Raw genomic sequence first — 26,364 nt, 5'->3', positions numbered from 1 at the left:
GCAACTTTGGCTGCGAGTCCGGGGGCTGCAACGGGTCATTGGCGAATCTCCGGCGGTTGATAGGACACTTCCGGTCCAACTCCAGAAACATCTCTGCGTCGCACCAACAGACGCAATGGGCCAGAAGCGAACTACAGTGGGTTGGAGCAGCGGTTGGAAACGAACATTAAGCGACAGCTTCCTTGAGGAGCCGTTCTTGAGCCCGGAGTGTCAGAGCTCGCGCGAGTCGATCCTCGCACGCAGGTGATGGCAGAAATCCTCCAGGAGCGTCTGCAGATTTTCGCAGTTGACCAATAGGCGATCTGCCTGTGCGCGTTCCGCCGTGTCAAACGCGAAGGCATTACGCAGGCGCCTTACGTGGTTCACTCTTTGGCGGCCATTGGCGGCGCGGGTTTCCGCGAACTCAAGATGCTCCAGATCGTGGCTGAGCCTGTCTTCTTCCTCGACGAGCAGCTTGGTGATGGTGGCCCGATTGTGCGGTGCAAGGTCATCGCCATTCAGGAGATCGAGATAGTGATCCACATTCGCTCGGGCCACGTATCGGTGCATGACGCCACTCCCGATTCGCTCATCTACATCAAGCGGCACTTGCCGAAACGACGCTGGCGGGCAACCAGTATTATTCCACCGCAGAAACGCCCCTGCAACATGACGCCGATCAGCCGTACAGTCGCCTGCTCCGGCGAGTTAACTTAAGTTGGGTTGTTGGGAAGCGCAAGAACGGATTACCGCAGCGATCCCGCTCATTGTCATGCCGTACAGACCTCGCGCGCGGATCGGCGTATTGCGCGCGGGTTGGCAGCGGCCAGAAGCGAAAATGCGTAGGCTGATTCCAACGAGGCGGCGTTCAGTTTCGTCCGGGCCTTCTTAAGGAACTCGGCCGCTCTTCAATATCCACACCGATCATCTTGCCGATGCGGCCTATTCAATATTTTGAATGCAGGATTGCGGCGGGGTCGAAACTAGCTTCCGAAAGACGATGCTGTCATCCGAGAAGCTTGCAACGCATCCATGCCCCTTAACGAAATGACGAAGGCGGCTCAGAGCCGCGTCGTTTTCGCCAAAGAGCCGCTTGTAGTCGTCCGTCGACAAATTGTGGAGAGCTCCGTCGCCTAAGTCAGAGAGGGACTTGTCAAGGTCGGCCAAGGTGATTCTGGTTTGTCGCATTGCCTGCCTCGCCAACCATGACAGCATCCGTCAACCCCGCAAGATTGAGCGCTGACCTCGGCTTCTTTGAAGTGACGTAAGCTTATGATGCCGGCTCGTATAATTTTTTGACGTGGATCAAAGGCAAACCGAGGGCGTCGCCAGCAGCTGCGGGCCTTGGTTGTGTGGAAACGCATGGGTCGCACAAGCGGAAGTGACGCTGCTGATTTTGAATCACATCATGGGACCCGGAATGAAGCAGCGAATATCAGTTACGCGTGCTGGCATGCCATCGATATACTCATACACGGGCCACGCAATCGTCCGCCCGGTGAGGTTGGGTCCGACAATCACCGCTTCCGGTGGCACATCCCACCATTGTCCGTACAAACGGACGCGGTATCCGCTGCCCTTACTCTCCCAATCGGGGCTGGCAACTGCTATTCCGTCCGCGTTTGAGCAGCATGGCCCCTTGCCACTTTTGAGGCTCTCGAACCAATGATTGAGTTCAGGTCGGTTAGGATCGTGCGCGTTCGCTGCCAAGTGCGAGACCAGTAGCACGATCAATGTGGTCGCCGAGTTGGCGGTCATCGAGTGCATTTGAGTCATTGCAATTTCTCTAAGAAAACAAGAAATTAGCGCCGTGATCCCTTCAAATTGCGTTAGTTCAAACTGCGCGGTCTTCCGATACGAGCCGCGTCATGCTGCATCAATTCCAGTGAATTGGACGACTTCCAAAAATCCCGCTCGTTGCTACGTCTGCGATCCGGACCCTAAGGTTCAATGGCTGCCGATGTGAGGTAGGGGCCAAAAGCAGCCATCAGCGGCCAGCATGATCTTGGTCACCTGTCCGCGAATTTGGTTTGGAATCGAGCGAAACCCGACGCGCCTCCCGCGTCAGCGCATTCCAAGAGACACTCTCTGCTCAGCCGCGCCTGGGTTTCCGCGTTTTCGATCGAGCGTGGCGCCACGCTGTCTCCAGGGCCGACTTCAGCTCGCTCGGTGACAGCTTCGCCAGTGTCGCCGCGGTCCAGCCCTGCTTGCCCCAGGCGTTGGGCACCGGAGCGAACGCCTCCGGCGCCGTGAGGCATTTGAGCTCCTGCTCGTCCGGCGTGAACTTGAAGTTGGCCGTCTTGCCGTCGGCAGCAAGGGTCACGTAGATCCGGGCCACCTTGAACGCGGCCCGATCAAAGTGGGGGGCCTCCGTCGTCCCGGACAGCGACAGGGCCATGCGGCGAAGGTCTACGCTCGTGGCCATCGGCAACTCATGGAAGAACAGCTCCGTGGGTCACGCCCCGGCACAGCGTGACCTCGCAAGGGGATCGTTGCGACATTGTCTCGAGAATCATCCACCTGCGGCTCATCGATCGTGCGCGGTTTTTTTCATTCCTGCGTGGGGGTTGCCATGACCAGTGGATCACCCGCCAAGCTCCCGGGAAGGGCCTCGCAACTCCCAGTTCGATAGTTTGTCGTCGTCCTCCGTCAGAAGTCCAGCTTGTCACGTATGGCCGCGATCCCGGCTCTCGCGCACGCTTCGTCCGCGTCACCGCCCGGCGCTCCGGACACGCCGATCGCACCGACCAGAGAGCCCCCCGCTTCGACGATCAATCCTCCTCCTATGACCACCACCCCGGGAAGACTCCGAATGCCCGATTGCATCATGCCCGGCTGGCTGACCGCATTCAGCTCCATCGTGCTGGTCTTGAACGACGCAGCCGTCCACGCCTTGCCGGATGCCGTTGCTGGCGTATGGGGGCCCGCAAAGCGGTCGCGCAACACCACTTGCGTCACGCCGAAGCGATCGACAACGGCGACGGCAACCTGGTAACCATGGCTACGGCAGCTGGTTAGTGCGGCGGTCGCCAGATCGAGCGCCAGCTCCGGCGTGAGCGATTGATAGGCGACCAACGCCTCTACCGCCCGCATTGGGCAGCTGGACGCGATCAGCAGCGCCGTCGCGATCGATAAACGTCTGACTCTCATTGATATCCCCGCCAAGTTGGACGAATGCCTATTTGATCTCGCCGTAAGTCAGATCGTCGAACAAGGTCACGCTGTCGGCCTTGGTCCACAGGCCGATCATGCCGGCATCAACGATGCTGGCGTCCTCCACTTCGAATAGCGATTTTCCGTCGTAGGTCACCTTGAACCGACTTGCTGCGAAATCGCAACGCAGCACGTGCCATTGCCCTGATGTCACCGGCGTGCTGACGCCATATCCGCCTTTGCGGCCAACGATCTCCAGCGACGTCCTGACACCCTTGATCGTCTTGTAAAGCACGACATTGTCCTCAAGGGCGTTGGCCCGGACGACGTAGTAATTGTTGGCATCCTTCGCGCGCCAGATGAGTCCCGCGGCGCGATCTTCCGACCCTGCGATGGCCTTGAATTTGACTTCAACGAAGCCGTTGCGGATCGCGGTGTCGCTCTTGATCGCAAGCGGAAAAGTCGCTCGTCCGGATTGCTTGAGAACGTTCGGTTTGCTCGGCGCCGAGGGCTCGGCCTCCACGGTCCATTTCGGCTCTCCCCTGCCGGTCATCGTCAAGGTCCACCCGTCGGGCGGCAATCCGGCAGGAGCATTGTCAAAATTCAGGGTCTCGGCCACGGCGTTTCCTCCCATCACCAAGCTCAGCACAGACGCCGCGGCAAGCCACATGCGCAATGAAGATCGCGACGGCAAGGCTGCGACGGTGTACGTCATTGATCGTCCCACTCCCGATGTTCGGGCCGTCCTCAGCGGCATGATGTCCTCGTCAATCAGCGAAGCGAAGGAAGCGTCGATGCGAGCAAGGACAGTCCGGCGAACAACAGCAGCGCCAGTACCGCCTTTCGGAACGTCTCGTCGTCAATCTTTCCGAACAGCCGGAAACCGGACCACAGACCGGCGACCAGGAACGGCGCGCCCAGCACGTACAATGCCAGCGTGTCCTTCGTGATGCTGCCGGCGGCGGCCTGGGAGATCGAAATGACCACGAACGCCAGGAACAGCACCGGCTGGAACACGGCCCGCTGCAGATCCTTCGGCCAGCCGCGCCATTGACAGGAGATCGTCGAGATAATGCCGCCGAGCCCGGTCAAGCCGCCAAGAAGCCCATTCGAGATGCCGATCGCGATGTCGGCACCGGTGCCGATCTTCATCGGCGCGAATACCGGTCGCGCCAGACCGTAGACTGCGTAGATCATCAGCAATACGCCGACAGAGAGCCGGAGGTAGACCGGGTTCAGATACGAGAGAATGCCCACTCCAATGGGAATTCCGACGACTGTCCCGAACGCAAGCGGCCATGCCTTGCGCAAATCCAGGCTGCTTCGCAGCTTGAAGATGCCATAGCCCTGCGTGAGCAGGCCGTAACCGGCAATCAAGGTCGCGGTCTGCATCGGCGTGATGATGTGCAACCAGACGCCCGAGACGACGAGGCCCATCGCAAATCCGGAAAATCCGCTGACGAAGCCGCCGACCAGGGCAGCAAGAGCAAAGATAGCAAAGACAGGAGCATCCATGAGCCGTTCTCCCGAACGAGACAGCGAACGCTTGGATGGAAATCCATCTGATGGGGAGGTCGCAGATCCCCAAACTTGCAAAGTTTCATTGCCGAAACGGTTGTGCCGGCTCCTGCCTCAGCAGTGCCACCTCCCAATGCGCCGAAACGTGCACAACGGTTCCGGTGCACTGCACGCACCGCAAACGCGCGTACCTTCCGAACAAAGTTCGTCACGGCGAGTTGGTGCAGTACCTCCTGCAAGGAAGGAGACCACTATGAGACATTCAACATCAGCTGCCCTGTTGTCCGTTCTGGCGCTAGGTTTCGTGTTCACCGGAAGCGCTACACAAGCGCAGTCCACCGCCGTCCAACACCCCCAGTCGCCGCAGCAGTCGGAACAATCCCGCGAGCAGGATCGTAGCCGCGCGGGGGATGTCACGATCGGACGCGACTGGAAGGCGGACAACGAGGGTGATCACGCCGGCACGACCATGCCGAATGAGGACCATCAAACCGTGGGCCGCGACTGGCGCGCTCACCCGGAGGATCGAGATCGCCAATAGCCCCCCGATCATTGTTCTCCTGGTCTTGCTCTCCAGCCCAGGTTCAGGGCGACGACGGTACAGTGCAGCGGGAGCCAGCAGCTCGTCGATGCGCGCGTCGATGGGCGCCGGCGCGTTGGGCGCGCCGATCAGCCGAGACAGCCTATTTGATGAAATCGTGGTATGTGATGTCGACATGCAGCGCCCTTGGTGATCAGGACGCGATTCTTGGGCATGTCGCCTCGCGGGGAGATCGCAATTCCCCGTGCCACGAATAAAAGCCCTGCCAGCCGGGCTGTCAACCCGGTTGCGTCGAAAGAAGCAAAGATTCGTCGGAGGCGAGATGCTAACGCGCGATGAAATTGGGTTGAATCATCATCGCCCTTTAGCTCTTTGTTTGAGCATGATCTCCGCGCAAGCGCGTTCCGCTGATGTCGCGAGGGAAAACCGTCGTACACTTTCCAGATCAGGCTCCGGCTAGCTAATCCCGAAACCGTAAAGGCGAGCCATTACGGCCTCGCACTCTTCCGCAGCCGGAGCCAAGTCAAGGATCCTCGCCTTCCTGTGAGCGCTCCGAATTGCTCTTACGAGGTCTATGTCCGGATCGTGGCCCCCATTTGGAGACAGTTCGGCGAGCGTGAGCAGAGATAGGATTTCGGACTGCACCTCTCCCTGCGTTCGGGCCAAAGCCAGAGCCGACTTGGCAAGCTTCAAGGCGCTCTCCTGCCTTCCGAGAGAAAATTCAGCGCGTGCCAAATGCGACATACGAACGGGCTGAAAGTACAGAAGCTTTATATTGGCTGCCTCCTCTACCGCCTCTCTAAGCAGAGGAGCTGCTGCGAGAGGATCCTTTGCTGCGAGGTAGGCGCCGCCCAAATAGGTTTGCACGACGGGAGTCATGAGGCGAACCCGCGAGTTTCTCGATAGGTCGTATGCATCGTGCAAGGTACGTAATGCGAGCTCCATTTCTCCACACGCTTGGTGTAGATACCCAGTGCTGACGTTGGTGATGATCGTGTTAAGCGTACCTTCCGCTTCGGAGACCCTTCTCGCCTCTTTTACAAGATCCTTTGCCGCTTCAAGCTTTCCCAGATCGACGAGTGCACGGATCAAATAGCCCAAAGCAACCCCGGCCAGCGCACCCAAGCCACGCGAGACTTCAGGAGGCCGGGCGCGAAAGTAGTCCGCTGTATCGCGCATGCGCTTGGCTGTTTCGGAGAGCCGCCCCCGCCCCATGTGGCCTAGACCAACGAAGAAGTTCGCGCGCTGCACCAGATCCTGGTCCTGGAGCTCCGAACCCAACCGAGCACTGGCCTTGCCATGGGCGATAGAAGCTCTGTGCTCGCCCATCAGCCACGAAACATGGCTAAGGAACAAAGCCACTTGCGCTTCACGAACTTTGTCATCAGCGGCTGATGCAATCGAATTCGCTTCGGTCATAAGCCGGTGAACACGAGAAAGCTCTCCAAGCTGAAAGAGTGGATATCGCATATCGAGCCGCAGATCGAACTCGATTGCACTCCTGTCATCCCCGTCGCGCAGGCGTTCTACAAAACGGAGGGCCTCTTCGTAATATGTTACCGCCTCTCGGCATGCGGAGCGCGATGCCGACTTGCGACCGGCGGATTGGGCATAGATAATCGCTTTCTCGGCGTTGCCACTGGCGATTGCGTGATGGGCGAATCGCTCCGCCAGCTCCCACTTCCGTTCGGACAGCCGAGATTCCATTGCCGAGAGAATTCGCTGATGTAGCAATGTGCGCTGCTCGCGAAGCAGCCCATCATATGCAACGTCTCTTAGAACGACGTGACGAAAAGCATATTCACCTTCAGGAAAAAACCCCGTTTGCTCGATGAACTCGGCACGACACAACCGTTCGAGCGCTTGCGCGAGCGATTGCTCCGGCAGTTGCGCGATCTCAGCCAATATCAGGGTTGGAATCCACACGCCGATTGCAGCGCAGGCTTGAAGAACGCGTTTCGCCGTCGGGTCGAGTAGATCAATTCTCTGGGCGACCACCAGTGCGATCGTAGGTGGCAGCTGAATGTTGCTGATCTCTTTGGCGGGATGGAACGCCCCGAACTCACCTAGCAGCACGCCTTCGTCGACCAGCGAGCGGACACATTCCTCAAGAAAGAGTGGATTTCCGTTGGCTCGATCAAGAATGATACCGATCGCGTTCTGCAACTCTGCGGAGTATCCCAAAATGTGTTGTAGCAACGTTCGCGCTTCCTTGGCGTGTAACGGAGCAAGTTTGATCGTGGTGCAGTAGGTTCGATCCTGCCATGCAAGCTTGATCCCTGGGCGAAAGGTCACGATGCACAGAAGTGTCGTAGTCGGCAAAGCATCCGCGAGATGATCGAGAACTTCGCGTGTCCCGATGTCGGACCAATGCAGATCCTCAAGAAGTATGCAGAATGGGCCGTTTCGCGCTTCTTGAAGCAAGGCCGTGCTGATGGCCGCAATAAGTTTCTGCCGGCGTTCTTCAGGTGTAAGGAGAAGCCATCCTTGATCAGCGGGATCCACGCCAAACAACGCGAGAAGGGGCGCCGTGAGCCAGGAGAGACCGGAGCCAAGACGATTTATCCAGGCCGACAGTGTCGTCCGCAAGCGCTCGGCGTCGTATTCCGACTCCAGATTCAGGCGACGTCGTAAAAGGTAGGCGAACGGTGCGCAATCCGTGGCGCTGTCATAGGATACGCAGCTGGCTTTCAAGAAATGCCACGGACCAATGGCTTCCGATCCGACGAATTTTTCGACCAGACGCGACTTTCCGCTTCCTGCCTCTCCGACAATTGCCGCAATCCGTCCTTGCCCGGATATTGCCAAGCTCGCTGAATTGAGAAAGGTCGCATATTCGGTTTCGCGGTTGATGAGTGGAGTAGGAGTGCGGTAAGGCTGCGCGCGTATACGCGCCGCGTTGGGGATAGCTCCCAACAATTCGTACACCTCAACCGGTTTTGGCAATCCTCGTACGCTCATTTCGCCGAGGGAACGCACGCGGAATAGTCCCTCGGTGCTTTTGACGGTGCTCGCCGTTAAGAAGGCGGTGCCGGGCTTGGCCATTTGCTCCATACGAGCTGCAAGATGTACGGTTTCTCCGACGGCATCATATTGCACCGATAAGTCGAACGTGTTCACGCCGACGATGACTTCACCGGAATTGATTCCGACCCGAACAACCAAATTTCGTCCACGCTGTCGTTCCAGGGCGGCAAACTCGAGTATCGCTAGCGCGGCAAGACACGCTCGAGACGAATGATCTTCCCGCGCGACGGGAGCGCCGAAGAGTGCCAGTATTCCGTCACCTCGCGTTCCGCTTACCGTTCCACCGTATCTATGAACCGCATTCGCCATTCCGCGAAATGCATCTGAAAGGAATGTCTCCGTCCACTCAATATCGCGGCTCGCAATGGTCTCGAATGAAGAGACGATGTCTGCGAATAGAACCGATACATGCTTTCTCTCGGCTCGTCCGAGATCTTCCAGCCAGTTGCCGGTTGCTGCTTTCTCCGGCCCGGACACTTCGGAGAGCGCGGGCTTGAGCCGCGTACCGCAAGCAGCACAGAATCGAGCCTTCTGATCTCCGACATTGCCACATGCCGCACAGTAGGTGTGCAGCCCCGCGCCGCAGACGCCGCAGGAGCCGGCGCTTTCTTCATTTCCCGAACCGCACACCAAGCAATACATATAGCGCCCATGCTGAACAACAGTCGCCGCCGACCGCTACACGTGTCAGTTGAACTAAATGGATGTCCCGGCTATGCTGCATCCTGGAACGTTGTGTGTCAAAGGGGGAGTCATGGCGAAAAAGGCTGGTGTGCGGGTCGTTCATAAAGGTCGTGGTGTCGCCATAGTGAGGCTGACCATGCCGGCTAAATCGACGACCGGCCGACATGTAGAGTCCAGGCCGTACATAGTTGTACCTTTGACCGGCGGTACGTTGGATAGGGACACGTACACCGGAGCCAAGGGTACGAAAGCGAAAAAGGACAAGATCCGGCTGAAGCCGTTTGTAACCTACGAACGGAAAACCGGTCGCGGGCTTGACCACGAACTTTTTAATAACGGCGACGAGACGGTCGTATTGCTCAAGTGTTATTTACCGAAATAGCTGGGTGTTCGCCGCGCCACTGAGTTGTCTTGAGAGCCAAGCGCCGGTTTTCCGCCTCGCTTGGCCGCAATGCAGATACCGCGAAGGGCCGTGGACGCGCATGCTCCACACGTCGGCTCCGCCGGCGAGCGGGTCGACGCGCGCTGCGTCTTCTCATTGCGCGAGCGCCTACCATCCGGCTGCCGATATCGAAGGCCCCTCCTCGTCATGAGGTCCTCAGCTGAAGGAATCTCAGCTCCCGGCTGACGCCATAGCTGCCTGCCCGGCAATCTCCTCGCTCCGCCAGCACCTCACTGCATGCCCATCAGGCCGCGTCTCCAGCGTCGGTCCCGGCTCGTGGCGGCACACGTCTTCCGCGTAACGGCAGCGCGGGCTGAAAGCGCATCCGTTGGGCGGATTGAGCGGGTTGGGAAGATCGCCGCCCGTCGTCGCCAGCGGTGCATGGTGGAGCGGATCGGGGATCGCCGCGATCAAGGCGCGCGTATAGGGATGCGCAGGCCGCTCGAAGATCTCGCGCCAGTCGCCGTTCTCGACGATGCGGCCGAGATACATCACGGCGACGCGGTCGCTCATATGCTCGACGACGCCGAGGTCGTGGCTGATCATGATGTAGGACAGACCAAGCGTGTCCTTCAATTCCAAGAGCAGGTTGATGATCTGGGCGCGGATCGAGACGTCGAGCGCTGACACCGGCTCGTCGCAGATGACGATCCTGGGGTTGAGGATCAGCGCTCGGGCGATGCCGATGCGCTGGCGCTGGCCGCCGGAGAATTCGTGGGGGTAACGGTCGGCCTGTTCGGGCCGCAGGCCTACGTGCCGCAGCATGGTCGCGACGCGATCCTCGATCTCGCTTCTTGCGGTCACGCCATGCACGCGCAGGGGATCCTCCAGCGTGCGGCGCACCGTCTGGCGCGGATTGAGCGAGGCATAGGGATCCTGGAATACCATCTGCACGATGCGGGCGAGCGCCTTGCGATCGCCGGACGGCCTGCCCGTGATCACCTGCCCGTCCAGCACGATGCGGCCGCGCGTCGGCGCCAGAAGGCCCAGGATCGACAGGGCGACCGTCGACTTGCCCGAGCCGGACTCGCCGACGAGGCCGAGGCACTCGCCGCGTTTCAGATTGAGATCGACGCCATCGACGGCGCGGAGCACCCGCCGGTTGCGGCCCAAGAGGCCGCCTCCAACAGGAAAATGAACCGCGAGATCCTCGACGCTGAGAATGAGATCGTCCTTCCCCCGCGGCTCATGCATGGTGGTGGCACCTCACCAGGCCGCCAGCCTCCAGGAGGTCCGCCGTCGGCGCAACGCTCCTGCAAATGTCGGTGGCATGGGCACAGCGCGGATTGAACCGGCAACCATCAGGGAAATTGGTGATGGCGGGCACGACGCCCGAAATCTCCTTGAGCCTGCTCCGGCCCAGGGCTGCGCGACTGCCGAGCCGCGGCAGCGAGTCGACCAGGCCCTGAGTGTAGGGATGCGAGGGCGTGCGAAAAATATCGGCGGAGCCGCGCTCCTCGACGATGCGGCCGGCATACATGACGGCGACGCGGCGACAGACATTGGCGACGAGGCCAAGATCATGGCTGATCATCAGGATCGCCGTGCCGCGCTCGGCACAGAGATTGCGCATCAGCTCGATGATTTCGGCCTGCACGGTGACGTCGAGCGCCGTGGTCGGCTCGTCGGCGATCAGCAGGTCCGGGCCGCAGGCGAGCGCGATGGCGATCATGACGCGCTGGCGCATGCCGCCGGAGAGCTGATGCGGATAGTCGTTCACGCGCCGCTCCGGCGCAGGCACGCGAACGCTGGCCAGCGCCTCGACCGCGAGCTGATTGGCTTCACGCCAGCTCTTGGCCTTGTGCAGCACGAACATCTCGGCGATCTGCCGTCCCACCGGCGAGACCGGGTTCAGCGCGGTCATCGGCTCCTGGAAGATCATGGCGATCCTGTTGCCGCGCAGGTCGCGCTGTGCGGCCGCCGAGAGGTGCTGGATCTCCCGACCGTCAAACCGGATCATGCCGGCACCGATCGACAGCGGCGGCCGCAGCAGGCCGATCAGGGCGAGCGCCGTGATGCTCTTGCCGCAGCCGGATTCGCCGACGAGACCAAAAGTCTCGCCGCGGTCGATGCGGAAGGAGATGCCCTCGGCCGCGGCAACGCGCCTCTCACCATCTTCGAGATCGATGCGCAGATCCTCGACCTCGATCAGCGGCGCGCCGGTCATGTCCGCCGGCTCCGCGAGTGGGGATCGAGAATGTCGCGCAGGCCGTCGCCGAGCAGATTAAGGCCGAGCACGGTCAGGAAGATGGCAAGGCCGGGAAACACTGACAGCCACGGCGCCGTGGTGATCTGGTCGCGGGCATCCGACAGCATGCTGCCCCAGCTCGGAAACGGCGGCCGGACGCCGAGGCCGAGGAACGACAAGGCCGCCTCCGAGAGCACCGCGCTGCCCATGCCGAGCGTGCCGATGACGACGATCGGCCCAAGCATGTTCGGCAGCAGCTGCGTCATCATGATGCGCAGATCGCCATAGCCAAGTACGGTCGCCGCCTGCACATAGCCCTGGTTCCGCAGCGACAGCGCCGAGGCGCGGGCGATGCGGCAGGTAAAGGACCAGTTGGTGAGGCCAAGCGCGATCAGGAGGCTGGTGAGGCCCGGTCCCAGCACCGCCATGATGGCGAGCGCGAAGATCAGCGAAGGGATCGCGAGCATGACATTGGTCAGGGCATTGACGACGTCATCCCACCAGCCGCCCCAATAGCCGGCACTGAGGCCCAAGGCGACGCCGATGACGCTGTTGATGAGCTGCGAGACGATGCCGACCGTGAGCGAGACGCGCGCGCCGTAGACGACGCGGGAATAGATGTCGCGGCCCTGGTCGTCGGTGCCGAACCACCAGGTCCAGCTCGGCGGCTCCTCCGCGTTCATGAGGTTGGCATCGAGGACGGGATCGGTATGGGCCAGCCAAGGGGCGAGCACGCCGACCACGATCGCAAGCGTGAACAACGTGCCACCGATGATGAGATTGGCGCGCAGCTTCATGCGTATCTGATCCTCGGGTCGATCACGCCGTAGAGCAAATCGACCAGCAGGTTGATCGCGAGAAAGGCCAGCACCACCACGAGAATGGAGCCCTGGACGGCAGGAATATCACGCTGCAAGACACTGTCCACCAGCAGCGAGCCGATGCCCGGCCACGAGAACAGCTTTTCGACGACGACCGCCTGCCCCATCAACCCGCCGAATTGCAGGCCGACGGTGGTGAGAATGATCACGAGCGCGTTGCGCATCACATGCCACTTCACCACGCGCGTCTCGCTCATGCCCTTGGAGCGTGCGGTGCGGACAAAATCGGCCGTCATGATCTCGAGGACGGCGGCGCGCGTGGTCCGGGCAAACAGCGCCATCGGCGAGACGCCGAGGGTCAGGGCCGGCAGCAGCAGATATTTCAGGCCGCCATCGCCATAGCCGAAACTCGGCAGCCAGCCGAGCTTCAGCGCGAAGACATACATGATCACCAATCCGAGCCAGAACTTGGCAATCGACAGCCCCGTCACCGCGACGATCATCGCCGCACTGTCGACGAGGCCGCCCGGCCGCAACGCGGCGATGAAGCCGAGCGGCACCCCGAGCAGGACGGAAAACGCCATGGCGGTGAAAATCAGCTGCAGCGTCGGCCATGCCCGCTTGGCGAGCATCGCCGTAACGGGCTCGCGTGTCCGGAACGAGGTCCCGAAATCACCGGTGGCGAGCTTGGCGATATAGGCACCGAAACGCACATAGACAGGATCGTCGAGGCCAAGCTGTTTCTTCAAGCGCAACTCGACCTGCGGATCGGCGTCATCGCTCATCGACGAGACGATGCTGCCGGGAACGACGCTGAACAGAACGAAGACCAGCAACACGACGGCGAGCACGGTCGGGATGGTTTGCAGCAGACGACGGATCAGGAAGGAGAGCATCGGCACTTTCTTCCGTCCCTCCACCGCTCGATCGCGATGGAGGGAGCACGAGAATGCGTGTCATTTCGCGGGCGAAGTGTCGTCAACCCACAGCTCCTCGGTATTCTGATGGGTCAGCTCCGTCGGGTTCTTCTGGATGCCGTGGAGCCAGGGCTGCACGGCCATGACGGCCTTGTTGTAGTTGAAGAACCAGACCGGCGCTTCCTCATAGAGGAACGCATTGGCCTTTTGCAGCAGCTGGGTGCGCTTGGCAGAGTCGTCGGTCTGTCCCGCCTCGTCGAGGATCTTGTCGAAGTCGGGATTCCTGAAATTGGTGTAGTTGCAGGCCGCCTGTGGCGTCGACGAGTGGAAGCATTTGAGGGCTGCCAGCGGATCCGGTCCGCTCTGCTGGGAATAGACGTAGGCCTGGTAGTCGCCGGTGCGCACCACCTCGGCCAGCACCGCGGTCTCGACCTGCTTGACCTTGGCCTTGATGCCGACCTTGTCCAGCATCGGGATGACCGCCGAGACGATCGGCAGGCCCCAGCTTTCATTCTGGCTGGTGGTCCATTCGAATTCGAAGCCCTGGGGATAGCCGGCCTCGCTAAGCAGCTGCTTGGCCTTGGCGGGATCATAGGGATACGGCTTCATCGTCTTGTCGTAGGCGGGCGAGGTCAGCGGCAGCCAGCTGGTGGCGCGATAGGCCTTGTCCTTGACCAGCTTGCTGATGATCAAATCGGAATCGATCGCGTAGTTGATCGCCTGCCGAACGCGCTTGTCGGCGAACGGCTTGAACGCGGGATTCATCCCCATGTAGCGCGTGAAGACTTCAGCAACCTCGACGATGGTGCCCTTGAGATTGGGGTCGGCCTGATAGGCGACGTACTGCGCCGGTCCGAGCACCGAGGTGTCGATTTCCTTGTTGCGGAAGGCGACATCACGCGCCGCGGCCTCGCCCATGATCGAAACGACGACCTTGTCGGCATAGGGCTTGCCGGGCTTGTAGAATTTGTCCCACCGCTCCAAGACGATGCGCGAGCCCGGCACGTGCTCGACGAACTTGAAGGGACCGAGACCGATCGGGTGCTGGATGAAGCTGTCCTTGGCGCCTTCGTCGGCGGGATAGATCGACGTCAGCGCAGTGAAGAAATAGAAGCCGGGATCAACCTTTTCGGTCAGCTTCATCTCGAGGGTGAAATCGTCGATCTTCTTCAGGCCGGAGATCTCCTTGGCCTGGCCCTTCTCGACCGCGGCTGCGCCCTCGATGATCCGGACATAGCGCGCGCCGGGATAGGCCTTGGTGCCGTCCATGATGCGGTTGAAGGTCCAGAGGATGTCGTCGGCCGTCATCTTGCGGCCATTGTGGAAATAGGCGTCGTCGCGGAGCTTGAAGGTGTGAACGAGACCGCCGCCCGAGACGACGACCTCCTTCGCAAGCTCTGGCACCGGCTTTCCTTCCGCGGAGTCCCAGGTGTAGAGCGAGCGATGCAGCGCCTTGGCGTAGATCTCGTCCTGGGCGCGCTGGGTGGTGTGGATGTCGAGGCTGGTGAAGCTCGAACCGTAGGGCGCGGTCATGCGGATGGTCCCGCCCTTGCGTGGGGTCTGGGCCTCCGCCGATCCGGCAAGTGCCAATGCCATCCCCGCGACGATCGCCGTCATCCTGAACATCATGTGGTCTCCCAATAGCGCAGGTATTTCGATCACGGATTTGATCATTCACTGCCCGTCGAACGCAAGCTTCGTTTTGAGGGCGGCCGATACCGGTTCCTGAGGCAGGGCGCCTGATGACGCGGTGCGTCATCGCGCCGCCAGGGGCAGTGAACATTTTTCGCGATCGACGCGACCAAGCCTGGGATCGTTATCTGAGCCCCAGGGATCGCGAAACAATGATGCGCGGAACGTTAGGTATCTTGCTCGCGGGCAGCCTGGTTGCCGCGACGGCGGCGATGGCGATCCCCGTCACGCCGGACCCTGACAGGGACGGCCCCGCTGACGGCATCGACGTCGGCTGGTACCGCAGTTCGGGATCAAACACCTATGTCGACGAAACCTGGTGGGCGACCAGGAACCGCTGCACGCCTGATTATCTCGGCGAACGCTTGATCTGCGGCGCGCTGCGGATTTTGGCGCGGGCCGCCAGCCGGACCTTCGAGTCCAAAATGTCCGATGATGCCGGCCTGCCGCTGCCGGCCAGCTGGGAGCTGATGACCGCGAAGAACGCCTTCTTCATCCGCTCGGGTCACGTCGAGACGCCGCTCGATCTCGCAACCGTAGCCAGCTTCTATCGCGCCGCGCTCGGACAGCGCGGCTGGATCGAGAAGGACGGCGCGGTGATCACGCCTGACAGGGCCGAGATCGCCTTCACGACACCGGACGGACCGGCGATGCTCCGGCTCACTCGCCAAGACAACAGGACCATCGTCGACCTGTCCGTGCGCAAGCGTGCGGACGCGACGGCCGGTATCCCGCCCAAGCCGGGGCAAGTGAGGCTGATGCTCGGCAATGAGACCGATGAAGCGGCCGTCGTCACCGTCAACGAGCGGACCATCAGCCTGGCGCCGCATGTGGGAGAAAAACTGGCGCATACCGACGACGCAGCGAGCGAAGGGTCCGATATCCAAAAGATCGATCTGCCGCCGGGAAAGCACACGATCACTGTCAAGGTCGAGGGCAACGCAGCCCGGAGCCGGGAGCTCGAGGTCGCAGCGAATGAGACCTGGGGTCTGCTGGTCGGCCCGGACGGCGCTCCGCTCCCGATACGGCTGTATTGAGCGCGACGCTGTCTCCCCGTCGTTGCGAGCGTAGCGAAGCAATCCAGAATCTTTCCGCGGCAGCAGTCTGGATTGCTTCGCTATGCTCGCAATGACGGAGCGCAAAGAAGCGCTCCGTCAGCCCGTCAGCTCCGGCTGCCAGTCCCGCAGCTTCCGCGCCGCGCCTGTGACGTCGGCGATGGTCCGGAACGCTGCCGCCTCCACCATCATCCCGCGCGCGAGCCTGATAGCGCGCGCCTCGCTCACCGCCCGCTTGCGCGGATCCTCGATCAGCTCGAAATCGATGTTGTGGGCGAGGCCGAAAATGCGGCGGATGGTTTTGGCCGCGGCGAAGCCGACCGTGTCGGTGAACAGGCGCTGCATGTAGGCTTGCCGCTCGGCTTCGAGCCGCATCGCGCCCTTCTCGCCGGCAAAGAGCGAGACCGGATAGGCATCGCCGCTCGCCTCCGACCGCCAGAGCTCGAGGAATTTTCGCGCGAATTCGTTCCAGACCTGGTCGACCGTCTCCAGCACCCAGGCTTCGAATTCGCGCCGCTCGCCCGGCGCTCCCTCATGGCCGGCGGAGGCGAAATAGGCCATCAGGAGATTGGCCAGCACCGCGCCGACATCGAACCCCATCGGACCGAAGAAGGCGAATTCGGGATCGATCACCCGCGTCTCTGACGCCGTCACCATGATCGAGCCGGTGTGGAGATCGCCATGCAGCAGCGCCTCTGGGCTTGCCAAGAATTTCAGCTTCAGCCTGCTGATCGCGACATGGAGCTCCATGTCCTCGCGCAAGGATGCGGCGAGGCCATCGAGATAGGGTGCGGTCCAGCGGTTCTGCTCGGCGATGCGATAGGGGTCGGTGAAGATCAGATCCTCGGTGATCTTGCAGAGCGCATGATTGCCGGCGAAGGCCGCGATGGCTTCCTTCTTCTCGGCGGCCGCAAGCGCGAGATCGGAGGTGAAGAACAGCGTCCGCGCCATGAAGGTGGTGATGTCGTCGACGAAGCGCGGATATTGCACTCCTGCGACCAGGCCCTTGCGCATGATGATGTGGGGCTCGAGCAGCTCCATCACGGTGAGCGCGAGTGTCTCGTTGTGATGCAGCAAGGCGGGCACCAGGCGAGGTGCGAGCTTGGCCTGCCGGGACAGCGCGAGATATTCGTAATGCGCTCGCGACAGCGGCAGCGGCCAGCTCTCGCCGACGAGGCGGACGTAAGGCAGCGCCTGCTTCACGGCGATGCCACCGCTGGCGCCTTTCACGATGAAGACGAGATTGAGATTGCCGTCGCCGACCTCGGTGATGGACCAGGCGGTTGGCGCGCCGCCAAGCAGCGCCGCGGTGTCGGGCAGGCCCGCGAGATAATCCCGCAAGGCCGCTTCCTGAAGAATCCGGTAATCCCCCTGCCCGTGCGCCATGACGATCCCTTCCCATTATTTGAGCATGATCTTCCCGAAAACCGCTTCACACTTTTCCGGATCATGCTTGATGGTCCGGATCGTTACTCCCGCTCCAGGAAGCTCGAGCCGATCTCGGCCTTTCTTTTGATGGGATCGTAATCACAATAAACGCTGTCCGCCACCAGCGTGTAGCTGGCATAGACGTTGTATTTATCTGTCTTGACCGAGTTCAGGCCGATCACCGAGGTGCTTTTGCCGCCGTTCCACTTGAACGGCGTCGAGCTCTTGGCCTGCTCACAGGCCAACACGGCCTCGTTGAAGACATAGCCCTCGACGAACGCCTTCAGCGTTCGCACCTGCACAGCCAGCTTCCACTCGACATAGCCGACGGCTCCGAGGCCGGCGACCACAAGCACCAGCAGCGCGACGACGATCCTCTGAAAAGTCATTCGTTCCCCCAACAACAAACAGACTCAAAATTCTAAGCGAGTAGCGAGACCAAACAAGATCCCACCGTGGTGCTGTACCTCTCCCGAAGGGAGAGGTCGGATCGCATCGAAAGATGCGATCCGGGTGAGGGGTCACGGTCTCACCGTCTATTGCGGTCCCTCACCCGGATTGCACCGGACGATGCTTCGCATCGCCAGCAGCAATCCGACCTCTCCCCTCCGGGGAGAGGTGAAACTAAAACGGCATTCCCATCATCTTCGACAGCCGCTCGAGCGAGAGATAGCCGGCGTGATAGGCGGCAAGGCCGAGGCCGTAGATGATCGCCGAGATGATCGTGGTCCAGATCAGCTTGCGCTTCATGCCGGTCAGGATAGGCGCGCCAGGGTCGGTGCCTGGCGCGCCGACACCGTCCTCGTGCTGGCTGCGCACGCCGAACGGCAGCGTCAAGAACAGCGCGATCCACCAGATGACGAAGTAGATCGCGAGCGCGGTTGAAATCTGGACGGCCATGATCCGGTCTTACGCCTGCTCGATCTCGACCAGCGCGCCGGAAAAATCCTTCGGGTGCAGGAACAGCACCGGCTTGCCATGAGCGCCGATCTTCGGCACGCCGTCGCCGAGCACGCGCGCGCCCTCCTTCACCAGCGTATCGCGCGAGGCGATGATGTCGACGACCTCGTAGCAGACGTGATGGATGCCGCCGTCGGGGTTGCGCTCGAGGAATTTTGCGATCGGCGAGGCCTCGCCGAGCGGCTCGATGAACTCGATCTTGGTGTTGGGGAGCGTCGCGAACACGGTGATAACGCCATGCTCGGGCAGCGGCACGGCCTCGGAGATCACCGCGCCGAACGCCGCGCCGTAAATTTTTGCGGCCTTGACGGCATCCTTGGTCGCGATCGCGACGTGGTTGAGGCGACCCAGCATGTTCCTTCTCCCTCAGCGCGTGATGCGAAGACCACGCTCAGCCTACACTGTCAGGACGTGGACCAGACAGGGGGGCTTCTTGCCCCAATTTTCGTTGATGACGGCCCGGACGGCGCGTCGCACCGATTCCGCCAGCGCATCCGGATCCCGCCGGCGCGCCTTTGGCAGGCCCTCGACCGTGGACATCACGGCATCGAAAACCAGGTCGTCAAAAGTCTCGCCCGCCCTGTTCTTTTCGGGGATTCCGACCAGATCGACCTCGGGCTCGTCGGCAAGCTCGCCCTGCGCGGTCATGGCGATGGCGACGAAGGCGCAGCCGGAGAATGCCATGCGGCGGCGCTCGACCACGGCGCGGGACTTGAAATCCTCGAGAATGGTGCCGTCCTTGTAGAGCCGACCTGAAGGCACCTCGCCGACCACGCCGGGATCGCCCGGGCCGAGCTTGACGAGGTCGCCGTTGCGAATGACCAGCACGCGCGGCACGCCGGCGGCGCGCGCGAGCTTGGCGTGCTCGTTCAGGTGCAGGGCTTCGCCGTGGACGGGGATCAGGAGCTGCGGCTTTACCCAGGAGATCATGTCGCGCAGCTCATCGCGGCGCGGATGGCCGGAGACATGGACCAGATGGTCGCGGTCGGTGAGGACCTCGACGCCCTGCAGCACCAGATTGTTGATGATCGAGCCGACCGCCTTCTCGTTGCCGGGAATGGTGCGCGAGGAGAAGATCACGCTGTCGCCGCGGTTGAGCGTGATCTCAGGGTGGTCGTCATTGGCGATGCGGGCGAGCGCCGCGCGGGGTTCGCCCTGGCTGCCGGTGCACAGCGCCAGCACCTTGTCCTGCGGCAGATGGCCGTAAATCTCGGGCGAGCGGAAATTCTGCACGCCGTCGAGATAGCCGGTCTCGCGCGCGACCTGCACCACGCGTTCCATGGCGCGGCCGACCACGACGACCTCGCGGTCAGCAGCTTTCGCGGCATCGGCGACGGCCTTGATCCGGGCGACGTTGGAGGCGAAGGTCGTGACCGCGACGCGGCCCTTTGCCGACTTCACGAGATCGATGATGGTGCGGGCGACCTCGGCTTCCGACGGCGAGCGGCCGTCGCGCACCGCGTTGGTGGAATCGCCGATAAGAGCGAGCACGCCCTCCTCGCCGAGCTCGCGCAGCCGCTTCTCGTCGGTCGGACGTCCCAAGGTCGGGGTCGGATCGATTTTCCAGTCGCCGGTGTGCAGCACCAATCCGGCCTCGGTGTGGATCGCCAGCGCATGCGCTTCCGGAATCGAATGAGCGACCGGGATGAACTCGACGTTGAATGGGCCGACATCGATTCGGCCCCCCGACGGGACCACGGTGACCGGGATCACGGGCGCATTGCGCTCGGCGGCGCATTTGGCCTCGAACAGCGCTGCGCTGAATTGCGTTGCGTAGATCGGGCATTTCAGTTTCGGCCAGAGGTCGATGATGGCGCCGAAATGGTCCTCATGGGCGTGCGTCAGCACCAGGCCCATCAGATTCTTGCGTTCCTTCTCCAGGAAGCTGATGTCGGGCATGATCAAATCGATGCCGGGCAGATGCTCCTCGTCACCGAAGGAGACGCCGAGATCGACCGCCAACCAGGAACGCTGGTGGCGGTTGCCAAGGCCATAGATCGACAGGTTCATGCCGATCTCGCCGACACCGCCGAGCGGCGCAAATACCAGTTCGTCGGGCCTCGCCATCACGCAGCTCCCACCGACCGGGCCGGCCCGAAGAACACTTCGCCCGCCGCCACGGGCACAAGGCGGCCCTCCGCGGTGCGGACGATCAGGCAGCCGGTTTCGTCGATCGTGTCGAAGATGCCTTCCAAGACCGTGGTTCCCGTATGGATCGCGATCGGCTCGCCCAGGCGGGCGGCGCGCTGCAGCCACAGCTTACGGATCTCGGCAAAGCCGCGGCCATTGTCCCAAATGCCGCGAAATTCGACCCAGGCGTCCGACAGCGCCGCGAACAGCTCTTCCGCGCTGATCTGGACGCCGAGGGCGGCGAGCGACACCGCGGGCGTCGGCGTGCCCTCGGGAGCCGCCACGATGTTGGTGCCGATACCGACCACGATGGCGAGGCGATCGCCGACAGCTTCGGCCTCGAGGCCAATGCCGACCAGCTTCTTGCCGTCGGCGAGGACGTCGTTGGGCCATTTCAGGGCGTAGCGCGGCCTGCCCTCGCCGAGCCGTAGCGCGGCCTCGAGGCTGACCTTCTCCAAGGCGGCCTCCTCGGCCAGCCCGGCGGCGAAGCCGATCGTAGCAGCCACCGCAGGGGCGACGTCGAGGACTTCGAGGACGCTGGCGGCGAGATTACCCTTGGGCGCGATCCAGGGGCGCTGGCGGCGACCGCGGCCGGCGGTCTGCTCCGATGTGACGAACCAGATCGGGCCGCGTTCGCCGGCGCGGGCCGCTTCGATGGCATCGGCATTGGTCGAGCCGGTCCGCTCAAGGGCGGCGAGCTTGTAGCCGGCCGCGATCGCGCGAGGACCGAGCGCGAACCCCATCCTAAAACAGCGATTTTGCTGCGGCGGAGGCGACGCTCACCACCGGCCCCGCAAACAGGGCGAACAGCAGGTTGAACAGGCCCGCGACCGCGAGCACCGTCTTGACCTCGACTCTGACGGGATCAACCTGGCCGGCCGGCTCGTCGAAATACATGGTCTTGACGATGGCCAGATAGTAGTAGGCGCCCACGACGCTGGAGAGCACGCCGATCACGGCCAGCGTGAACAAATTCGCCTTGATGGCGGCGACGAAGACGTACCATTTGGCAAAGAAGCCGGCGAGCGGCGGAATGCCGGCCAGCGAGAACAGCAGCATCGCGAACATGAAGGCGAGCAGCGGGTTGGTGCGGGAGAGACCGGCGAAATCGCTGATCTGCTCGACGGCCTGGCCGTTGCGCTTCATGGCGAGGATGATCGAGAACGAGCCGAGCGTCATCGCGACATAGATCACGATGTACATCAGCACGCCCTGCGCGCCTTCGACGGTGCCGGAGGCGAGGCCGACCAGGGCAAAGCCCATATGGCCGATCGAGGAATAGGCCATCAGGCGCTTGATGTTGCTCTGGCCGATCGCGGCGAACGAGCCCAGCACCATCGAGGCGATCGCCACGAACACCAGGATCTGCTGCCATTGCGAGACGATGCCGGGGAACGCCGTCAGCGTGACGCGGGTGAAGACCGCGAGCGCCGCGACCTTCGGCGCGGAAGCGAAGAAGGCAGTGACCGGCGTCGGCGCGCCCTCATACACGTCCGGCGTCCACATGTGGAACGGCACGGCCGAGACCTTGAAGCAGAGGCCGGCGAGCAGGAAGACCAGGCCGAACACCAGGCCGACATTCGCGGCGGTCGCGGCCGTTGCGATGCCGGTGAAGCTGACGGTGCCGGTGAAGCCGTAGACCAGCGAGGCGCCATACAGCAGCATGCCCGATGACAGCGCGCCCAGCACGAAATACTTCAGGCCGGCCTCGGTGGACTTGGCGTTGTCCCGATTCGAGGCCGCCACGACGTAGAGCGCGAGCGACATCAGCTCGAGGCCGAGATAGAGCGAGATCAGGTCGCCGGCCGAGATCAGCACCATCATGCCGAGCGTCGAGAGCAGCACCAGAATGGCGTATTCGAAGATGCGGCGCGACGCGTCAGCCAGGAACTCGGTCGACAGGATCAGCGTCACGGCCGAGCCGATCAGGGCCAGGATCTTCATGAAGCGGGCGAAGTCGTCGACGATGAAGCTGCCGCCGAACGTCACCTGCTTGCCCGCGGGCAGCGTGTATTCGAGCACGCCGACCAGGATCAGCAGCAGCACCGCGAGCGTCGTCACCGCGCCGGTGGTCCCCTGCCCGCGATAAGCGCCGAGCATCAGAAGCGCCATGGCGCCGATCGCGAGCACGATCTCGGGCAGCACCGGCGCCAGTTGATAACCTGCAGTCGTAATGCTCATGACGATATCCTGACCTGCCCGATCACTGGAGCAGTGCGGCGGCCTTCACGGCCGTCACAGCGGTGTTGTAGTTATTGACGAGTTGCTGAACCGAGGCGGCCGACATGTCGAGCACCGGCTTCGGATAGACGCCGAACAGGATCGTCAGCGCGATCAGCGGGAACAGGGTCACGCATTCGCGCAAGGTGAGATCCTTCATGCTCATCAGCGTCGGCTTGACCAGCGCGCCAAACACGACCTTCCGGTAAAGCCACAGCGCGTAAGCGGCCGAGAGGATCACACCCGTCGTAGCAAAGAACGCGGTCGGAATCGAGACCTTGAAGGTGCCGAGCAGCGTCATGAACTCACCGACGAAGCCTGAGGTGCCGGGCAGACCGACATTGGCCATGGTGAAGACCATGAAGGTCAGCGCGTAGAGCGGCATCCGGTTGACGAGGCCGCCATAGGCCGCGATCTCGCGGGTGTGCAGGCGGTCGTAGACGACGCCGACGCAGAGGAACAGCGCGCCCGAGACGATGCCGTGCGAGATCATCTGGAACATGCCGCCGGCGACGCCCTGCATGGTGCCGGCGAAGATGCCCATGGTGACGAAGCCCATATGCGCGACCGACGAGTATGCGATCAGCTTCTTCATGTCCTCCTGCATCAACGCCACCAGCGAGGTGTAGATGATTGCAATCACGGACAGGGTGAAGATCAGCGGCGCGAAGTCGTGCGAGGCCAGCGGGAACATCGGCAGCGAGAAGCGCAGGAAGCCGTAGCCGCCCATCTTCAGGAGGATCGCCGCGAGCACCACGGAGCCCGCGGTCGGCGCCTCGACGTGCGCATCGGGAAGCCAGGTGTGCACCGGCCACATCGGCATCTTCACCGCGAAGGAGGCGAAGAAGGCGAGCCAGGCCCAGGTCTGCAACGACCGCGGCACGGCGGTGTGCATCAGGGTCGGGATGTCGGTGGTGCCACCGTTCCAGTACAGCGCCATGATGGCGAGCAGCATCAAGACCGAGCCGAGCAGCGTGTAGAGGAAGAACTTGAACGACGCATAGACCCGGCGCGGACCGCCCCAGACGCCGATGATCAGGAACATCGGGATCAGGCCGCCTTCGAAGAACAGGTAGAACAGCACGAGATCGAGCGCCGAGAAGGTGCCGATCATCAGCGTTTCCAGGATCAGGAACGCCATCATGTATTCGCGAACGCGGTTCGAGATCGCCTTCCAGCTCGCGATGATGCAGAACGGCATGATCGCGGTGGTCAGGATCACCAGCGGCAGCGAGATGCCGTCGACGCCCATGTGATAGGTGATGCCGGTGGCGAGCCAGGCCGACTTCTCGACGAACTGGAAGTCGGCATTACCAGGGTCGAAGCGCATGACCAGGATCACCGACACGGCGAAGGTGATGATCGTGGTCCACAGCGCGATCCAGCGCGAATTGCTCCTGCTAGCCTCGTCGTCACCGCGGCTCAGGTAGACGATCAGCGCGCCGACCAGCGGCAGGAACGTCGTGACCGAAAGGATGGGCCAGGTTGTCATTTACTGGCCTCCAAAGCCGAACATGAACCAGGTGATCAGGCCGGCGGCGCCGATCAGCATGGCGAATGCATAGTGATAGAGATAGCCGGTCTGGATCTTGACGACGTTGCGGGTGATATCCAGCACGCGGGCGGAGACGCCGTCGGGGCCGAAGCCGTCGATGATGAAGCCGTCGCCCTTCTTCCAGAGCTGGTAGCCGATCCACTTCGCCGGACGGACGAAGATGAGATCGTAGAGCTCGTCGAAGTACCATTTGTTGAGCAGGAACTGGTACAGCATCGGCTGCGTGTTCGCGAGCTCGACCGGCAAATACGGTTTGCGGATGTAGAAGGTGTAGGACACCAGGAAGCCACCGACCATCATCACGAAGGGCAGCCAGCCGAGCAGATGCGGCATGTGCTCCATATCCTCGAGGATATGCGGGTTCATCTTCACGGACTCGCGGAAGAACTCCTCCACGCCGTGCGGTCCGGTGAACAGCTCCTTGAACGGGAAACCGGCCAGCACGGAGCCGACGGCGAGCACACCGATCGGGATCAGCATCCAGATCGGGCTTTCATGCGCGGCTTCGTAATGCTCCTGGTCGTGGGGTTCGCCGAAGAAGGTCTTGAACACCAGACGCCAGGAATAGAACGAGGTCAGGCCGGCGGCGACGATCGTCAGCAGATAGGCGTAGGTCGAGAACGGGTTATGCGAGGCATAGGCGGATTCGATGATCGCGTCCTTGGAGAAGTAGCCGGCGAACAGCGGGAAGCCGGTCAGCGCCAGCGTGCCGACGGTCATCACCGCGAACGTGTACGGGATCTTCTTCCAGAGGCCGCCCATGTTGCGGATGTCCTGCTCGTGGTGCATCGCGTAGATCACCGAGCCGGAGCCCAGGAACAGCAGCGCCTTGAAGAAGGCGTGCGTGAACAGATGGAACATGCCGACCGAATAGGCCCCAGCTCCCATCGCCACGAACATGTAGCCGAGCTGCGAACAGGTCGAGTAGGCGACGATGCGCTTGATGTCGTTCTGGACGAGACCGACGGTCGCGGCGAAGAACGCCGTGGTGGCGCCGAAGAACATCACGACGGCCTGCGCGTTCGGGGCGAGCTCGAACAGCGGCGACAGCCGCGCCACCATGAACACGCCGGCGGTGACCATGGTCGCAGCGTGGATCAGCGCCGACACGGGGGTCGGGCCTTCCATCGCGTCCGGCAACCAGGTGTGCAGCAGGAACTGCGCCGACTTGCCCATCGCGCCCATGAACAGCAGCACGCAGGTCAGCGTCAGCGCATCGGCATTCCAGCCGAAGAAGTTGATAGTCTTGCCGGTGAGGCCGGGCGCGGCATGGAAGATGGTCTCGAAATCGGTCGAGCCGACCAGCGCGAAGATCGCGAAGATGCCGAGCGCGAAGCCGAAGTCGCCGACGCGGTTGACCACGAAGGCCTTGATGGCGGCGGCGTTGGCCGACGGCTTCTGGTACCAGAAGCCGATCAGGAGGTAGCTCGCCAGGCCCACGCCTTCCCAGCCGAAGAACAGCTGCACGAGGTTGTCGGCCGTCACCAGCATCAGCATGGCGAAGGTGAACAGCGAGAGGTAGCCGAAGAAGCGGGGCCGGTACGGATCCTCGTCCATGTAACCGATGGAATAGAGGTGCACGAGCGAGGACACCGTCGTCACCACCACCAGCATCACGGCGGTGAGCGTGTCGACGCGCAAGCTCCACCAGACTTCGAGCTCGCCGGAGAATATCCAGGGCAGCAGCTGGTAGCGGACGTCGTGGCCGTTGAAGCCGACATCCACCAGCGTCATCCAGGACAGCGCCGCCGAGACGAACAGCAGCGCCGTCGTGATCAGCTCGGCACCGCGCGAGCCGGCTGCGGCCGGCTCGGCCGGGCCGTGACCGTGGTCATCATGCCCGTCGCCGGGCTCGTGATGAGACTCGTGGATGACGGACGCATCCTCGTTGATCGTATCGGACGCATGGGCGTGCGCACCATGGCCGTGATCGCCGTGATGCTCGACCTCGTCGCCCGAGGGGTTGCGGCCGTGCGCGCCGACGAGCGAGATCAGGCCGGCCAGAATGGCGCCCAGCAGCGGCAGAAAAACGATTGCCTGAACCATTTGAGAGC

Annotated in this window: 23 protein-coding genes; 2 read left to right on the top strand and 21 right to left on the bottom strand. The window is 62.2% G+C overall.

The window, feature by feature from the left end:
* Window positions 1-210 precede the first annotated feature (210 nt).
* The 7 genes from XH80_RS23250 to XH80_RS23220 all read right to left on the bottom strand — a co-directional run bounded on the left by XH80_RS23250 (window position 211) and on the right by XH80_RS23220 (window position 8,860).
* Window positions 211-549, bottom strand: a complete 339-nt coding sequence (locus XH80_RS23250) for a hypothetical protein (RefSeq protein ID WP_271600556.1) — start codon at window positions 547-549, stop codon at window positions 211-213.
* 1,522 nt (window positions 550-2,071) lie between these two features.
* Window positions 2,072-2,404 (bottom strand): MmcQ/YjbR family DNA-binding protein, encoded by a 333-nt coding sequence (locus tag XH80_RS23245; protein ID WP_271600555.1) that lies wholly within the window; start codon window positions 2,402-2,404, stop codon window positions 2,072-2,074.
* A 224-nt stretch (window positions 2,405-2,628) separates the two neighbouring features.
* Window positions 2,629-3,129 (bottom strand): GlcG/HbpS family heme-binding protein, encoded by a 501-nt coding sequence (locus XH80_RS23240; protein ID WP_271600554.1) that lies wholly within the window; start codon window positions 3,127-3,129, stop codon window positions 2,629-2,631.
* A 28-nt stretch (window positions 3,130-3,157) separates the two neighbouring features.
* Window positions 3,158-3,751: a hypothetical protein gene (locus XH80_RS23235; protein WP_271600553.1), complete on the bottom strand. Its 594-nt coding sequence runs from the start codon at window positions 3,749-3,751 to the stop codon at window positions 3,158-3,160.
* Window positions 3,752-3,903: 152 nt separating this feature from the next.
* Window positions 3,904-4,647, bottom strand: a complete 744-nt coding sequence (locus tag XH80_RS23230; RefSeq protein WP_271600552.1) for a sulfite exporter TauE/SafE family protein — start codon at window positions 4,645-4,647, stop codon at window positions 3,904-3,906.
* Between the two features lie 298 nt (window positions 4,648-4,945).
* On the bottom strand, window positions 4,946-5,368 hold the full coding sequence (locus XH80_RS23225; RefSeq protein ID WP_271600551.1) for a hypothetical protein: 423 nt from the start codon (window positions 5,366-5,368) through the stop codon (window positions 4,946-4,948).
* Between the two features lie 279 nt (window positions 5,369-5,647).
* A complete protein-coding gene (locus XH80_RS23220) occupies window positions 5,648-8,860 on the bottom strand; it encodes an adenylate/guanylate cyclase domain-containing protein (RefSeq protein WP_271600550.1) in 3,213 nt (1,070 codons plus the stop codon).
* Window positions 8,861-8,972: 112 nt separating this feature from the next.
* On the opposite strand from XH80_RS23220, the gene XH80_RS23215 reads away from it, so the two are divergent.
* Window positions 8,973-9,284 carry a hypothetical protein gene (locus XH80_RS23215; RefSeq protein ID WP_271600549.1) on the top strand — a complete coding sequence of 104 codons (312 nt, stop codon included), beginning with the start codon at window positions 8,973-8,975 and terminating at the stop codon, window positions 9,282-9,284.
* Between the two features lie 231 nt (window positions 9,285-9,515).
* Here the strand turns inward: XH80_RS23215 and XH80_RS23210 are convergent, their stop codons facing one another.
* From XH80_RS23210 to XH80_RS23190, 5 genes are read right to left on the bottom strand one after another with little or no spacing between them, the layout of a single operon-like run.
* Complete coding sequence (locus XH80_RS23210) at window positions 9,516-10,538, bottom strand: ABC transporter ATP-binding protein (RefSeq protein ID WP_271600548.1); 1,023 nt, start codon at window positions 10,536-10,538, stop codon at window positions 9,516-9,518.
* Window positions 10,531-11,511, bottom strand: coding sequence for an ABC transporter ATP-binding protein (locus tag XH80_RS23205; protein ID WP_271600547.1), 981 nt, complete (start codon window positions 11,509-11,511; stop codon window positions 10,531-10,533). Before XH80_RS23205 ends, XH80_RS23210 begins: the two co-directional genes overlap by 8 nt.
* Window positions 11,508-12,329 (bottom strand): ABC transporter permease, encoded by an 822-nt coding sequence (locus tag XH80_RS23200; protein ID WP_271600546.1) that lies wholly within the window; start codon window positions 12,327-12,329, stop codon window positions 11,508-11,510. Before XH80_RS23200 ends, XH80_RS23205 begins: the two co-directional genes overlap by 4 nt.
* Window positions 12,326-13,249, bottom strand: coding sequence for an ABC transporter permease (locus XH80_RS23195; RefSeq protein WP_271600586.1), 924 nt, complete (start codon window positions 13,247-13,249; stop codon window positions 12,326-12,328). The genes XH80_RS23200 and XH80_RS23195 overlap by 4 nt, the downstream gene beginning before the upstream one ends.
* 60 nt (window positions 13,250-13,309) lie before the next feature.
* A complete protein-coding gene (locus XH80_RS23190; protein ID WP_271600545.1) occupies window positions 13,310-14,899 on the bottom strand; it encodes an ABC transporter substrate-binding protein in 1,590 nt (529 codons plus the stop codon).
* A 215-nt stretch (window positions 14,900-15,114) separates the two neighbouring features.
* On the opposite strand from XH80_RS23190, the gene XH80_RS23185 reads away from it, so the two are divergent.
* Window positions 15,115-15,999, top strand: coding sequence for a hypothetical protein (locus XH80_RS23185; protein WP_271600544.1), 885 nt, complete (start codon window positions 15,115-15,117; stop codon window positions 15,997-15,999).
* Between the two features lie 117 nt (window positions 16,000-16,116).
* On the opposite strand, the gene mtnK is transcribed toward XH80_RS23185, so the two are convergent.
* The 9 genes from mtnK to nuoL form a co-directional block, all read right to left on the bottom strand.
* Complete coding sequence (gene mtnK, locus XH80_RS23180) at window positions 16,117-17,403, bottom strand: S-methyl-5-thioribose kinase (RefSeq protein ID WP_271600543.1); 1,287 nt, start codon at window positions 17,401-17,403, stop codon at window positions 16,117-16,119.
* 83 nt (window positions 17,404-17,486) lie between these two features.
* Window positions 17,487-17,834 (bottom strand): hypothetical protein, encoded by a 348-nt coding sequence (locus XH80_RS23175; protein WP_271600542.1) that lies wholly within the window; start codon window positions 17,832-17,834, stop codon window positions 17,487-17,489.
* 235 nt (window positions 17,835-18,069) lie between these two features.
* Window positions 18,070-18,345: a DUF1467 family protein gene (locus XH80_RS23170; RefSeq protein WP_271600541.1), complete on the bottom strand. Its 276-nt coding sequence runs from the start codon at window positions 18,343-18,345 to the stop codon at window positions 18,070-18,072.
* A gap of 9 nt (window positions 18,346-18,354) precedes the next feature.
* Entirely contained in the window at window positions 18,355-18,759 is a 405-nt protein-coding gene (gene mce / locus XH80_RS23165) for a methylmalonyl-CoA epimerase (RefSeq protein WP_271600540.1), read from the bottom strand.
* A 42-nt stretch (window positions 18,760-18,801) separates the two neighbouring features.
* On the bottom strand, window positions 18,802-20,472 hold the full coding sequence (locus tag XH80_RS23160; RefSeq protein ID WP_271600539.1) for a ribonuclease J: 1,671 nt from the start codon (window positions 20,470-20,472) through the stop codon (window positions 18,802-18,804).
* Window positions 20,472-21,278: a biotin--[acetyl-CoA-carboxylase] ligase gene (locus XH80_RS23155; RefSeq protein WP_271600538.1), complete on the bottom strand. Its 807-nt coding sequence runs from the start codon at window positions 21,276-21,278 to the stop codon at window positions 20,472-20,474. Before XH80_RS23155 ends, XH80_RS23160 begins: the two co-directional genes overlap by 1 nt.
* 1 nt (window position 21,279) lies before the next feature.
* Window positions 21,280-22,716 (bottom strand): NADH-quinone oxidoreductase subunit NuoN, encoded by a 1,437-nt coding sequence (gene nuoN, locus XH80_RS23150; RefSeq protein ID WP_271600537.1) that lies wholly within the window; start codon window positions 22,714-22,716, stop codon window positions 21,280-21,282.
* A 22-nt stretch (window positions 22,717-22,738) separates the two neighbouring features.
* Complete coding sequence (locus XH80_RS23145; protein WP_271600536.1) at window positions 22,739-24,247, bottom strand: NADH-quinone oxidoreductase subunit M; 1,509 nt, start codon at window positions 24,245-24,247, stop codon at window positions 22,739-22,741.
* Window positions 24,248-26,356: an NADH-quinone oxidoreductase subunit L gene (gene nuoL / locus XH80_RS23140; protein ID WP_271600535.1), complete on the bottom strand. Its 2,109-nt coding sequence runs from the start codon at window positions 26,354-26,356 to the stop codon at window positions 24,248-24,250.
* Between the last annotated feature and the right edge of the window lie 8 nt (window positions 26,357-26,364).

The organism is Bradyrhizobium sp. CCBAU 45384 (assembly GCF_028128665.1).
In the GTDB taxonomy this organism is placed as follows: Bacteria; Pseudomonadota; Alphaproteobacteria; order Rhizobiales; family Xanthobacteraceae; genus Bradyrhizobium; species Bradyrhizobium manausense.
The sequence above is the reverse complement of the archived record's forward strand: the minus strand, read 5'-3'. Positions and strand labels throughout refer to the sequence as shown.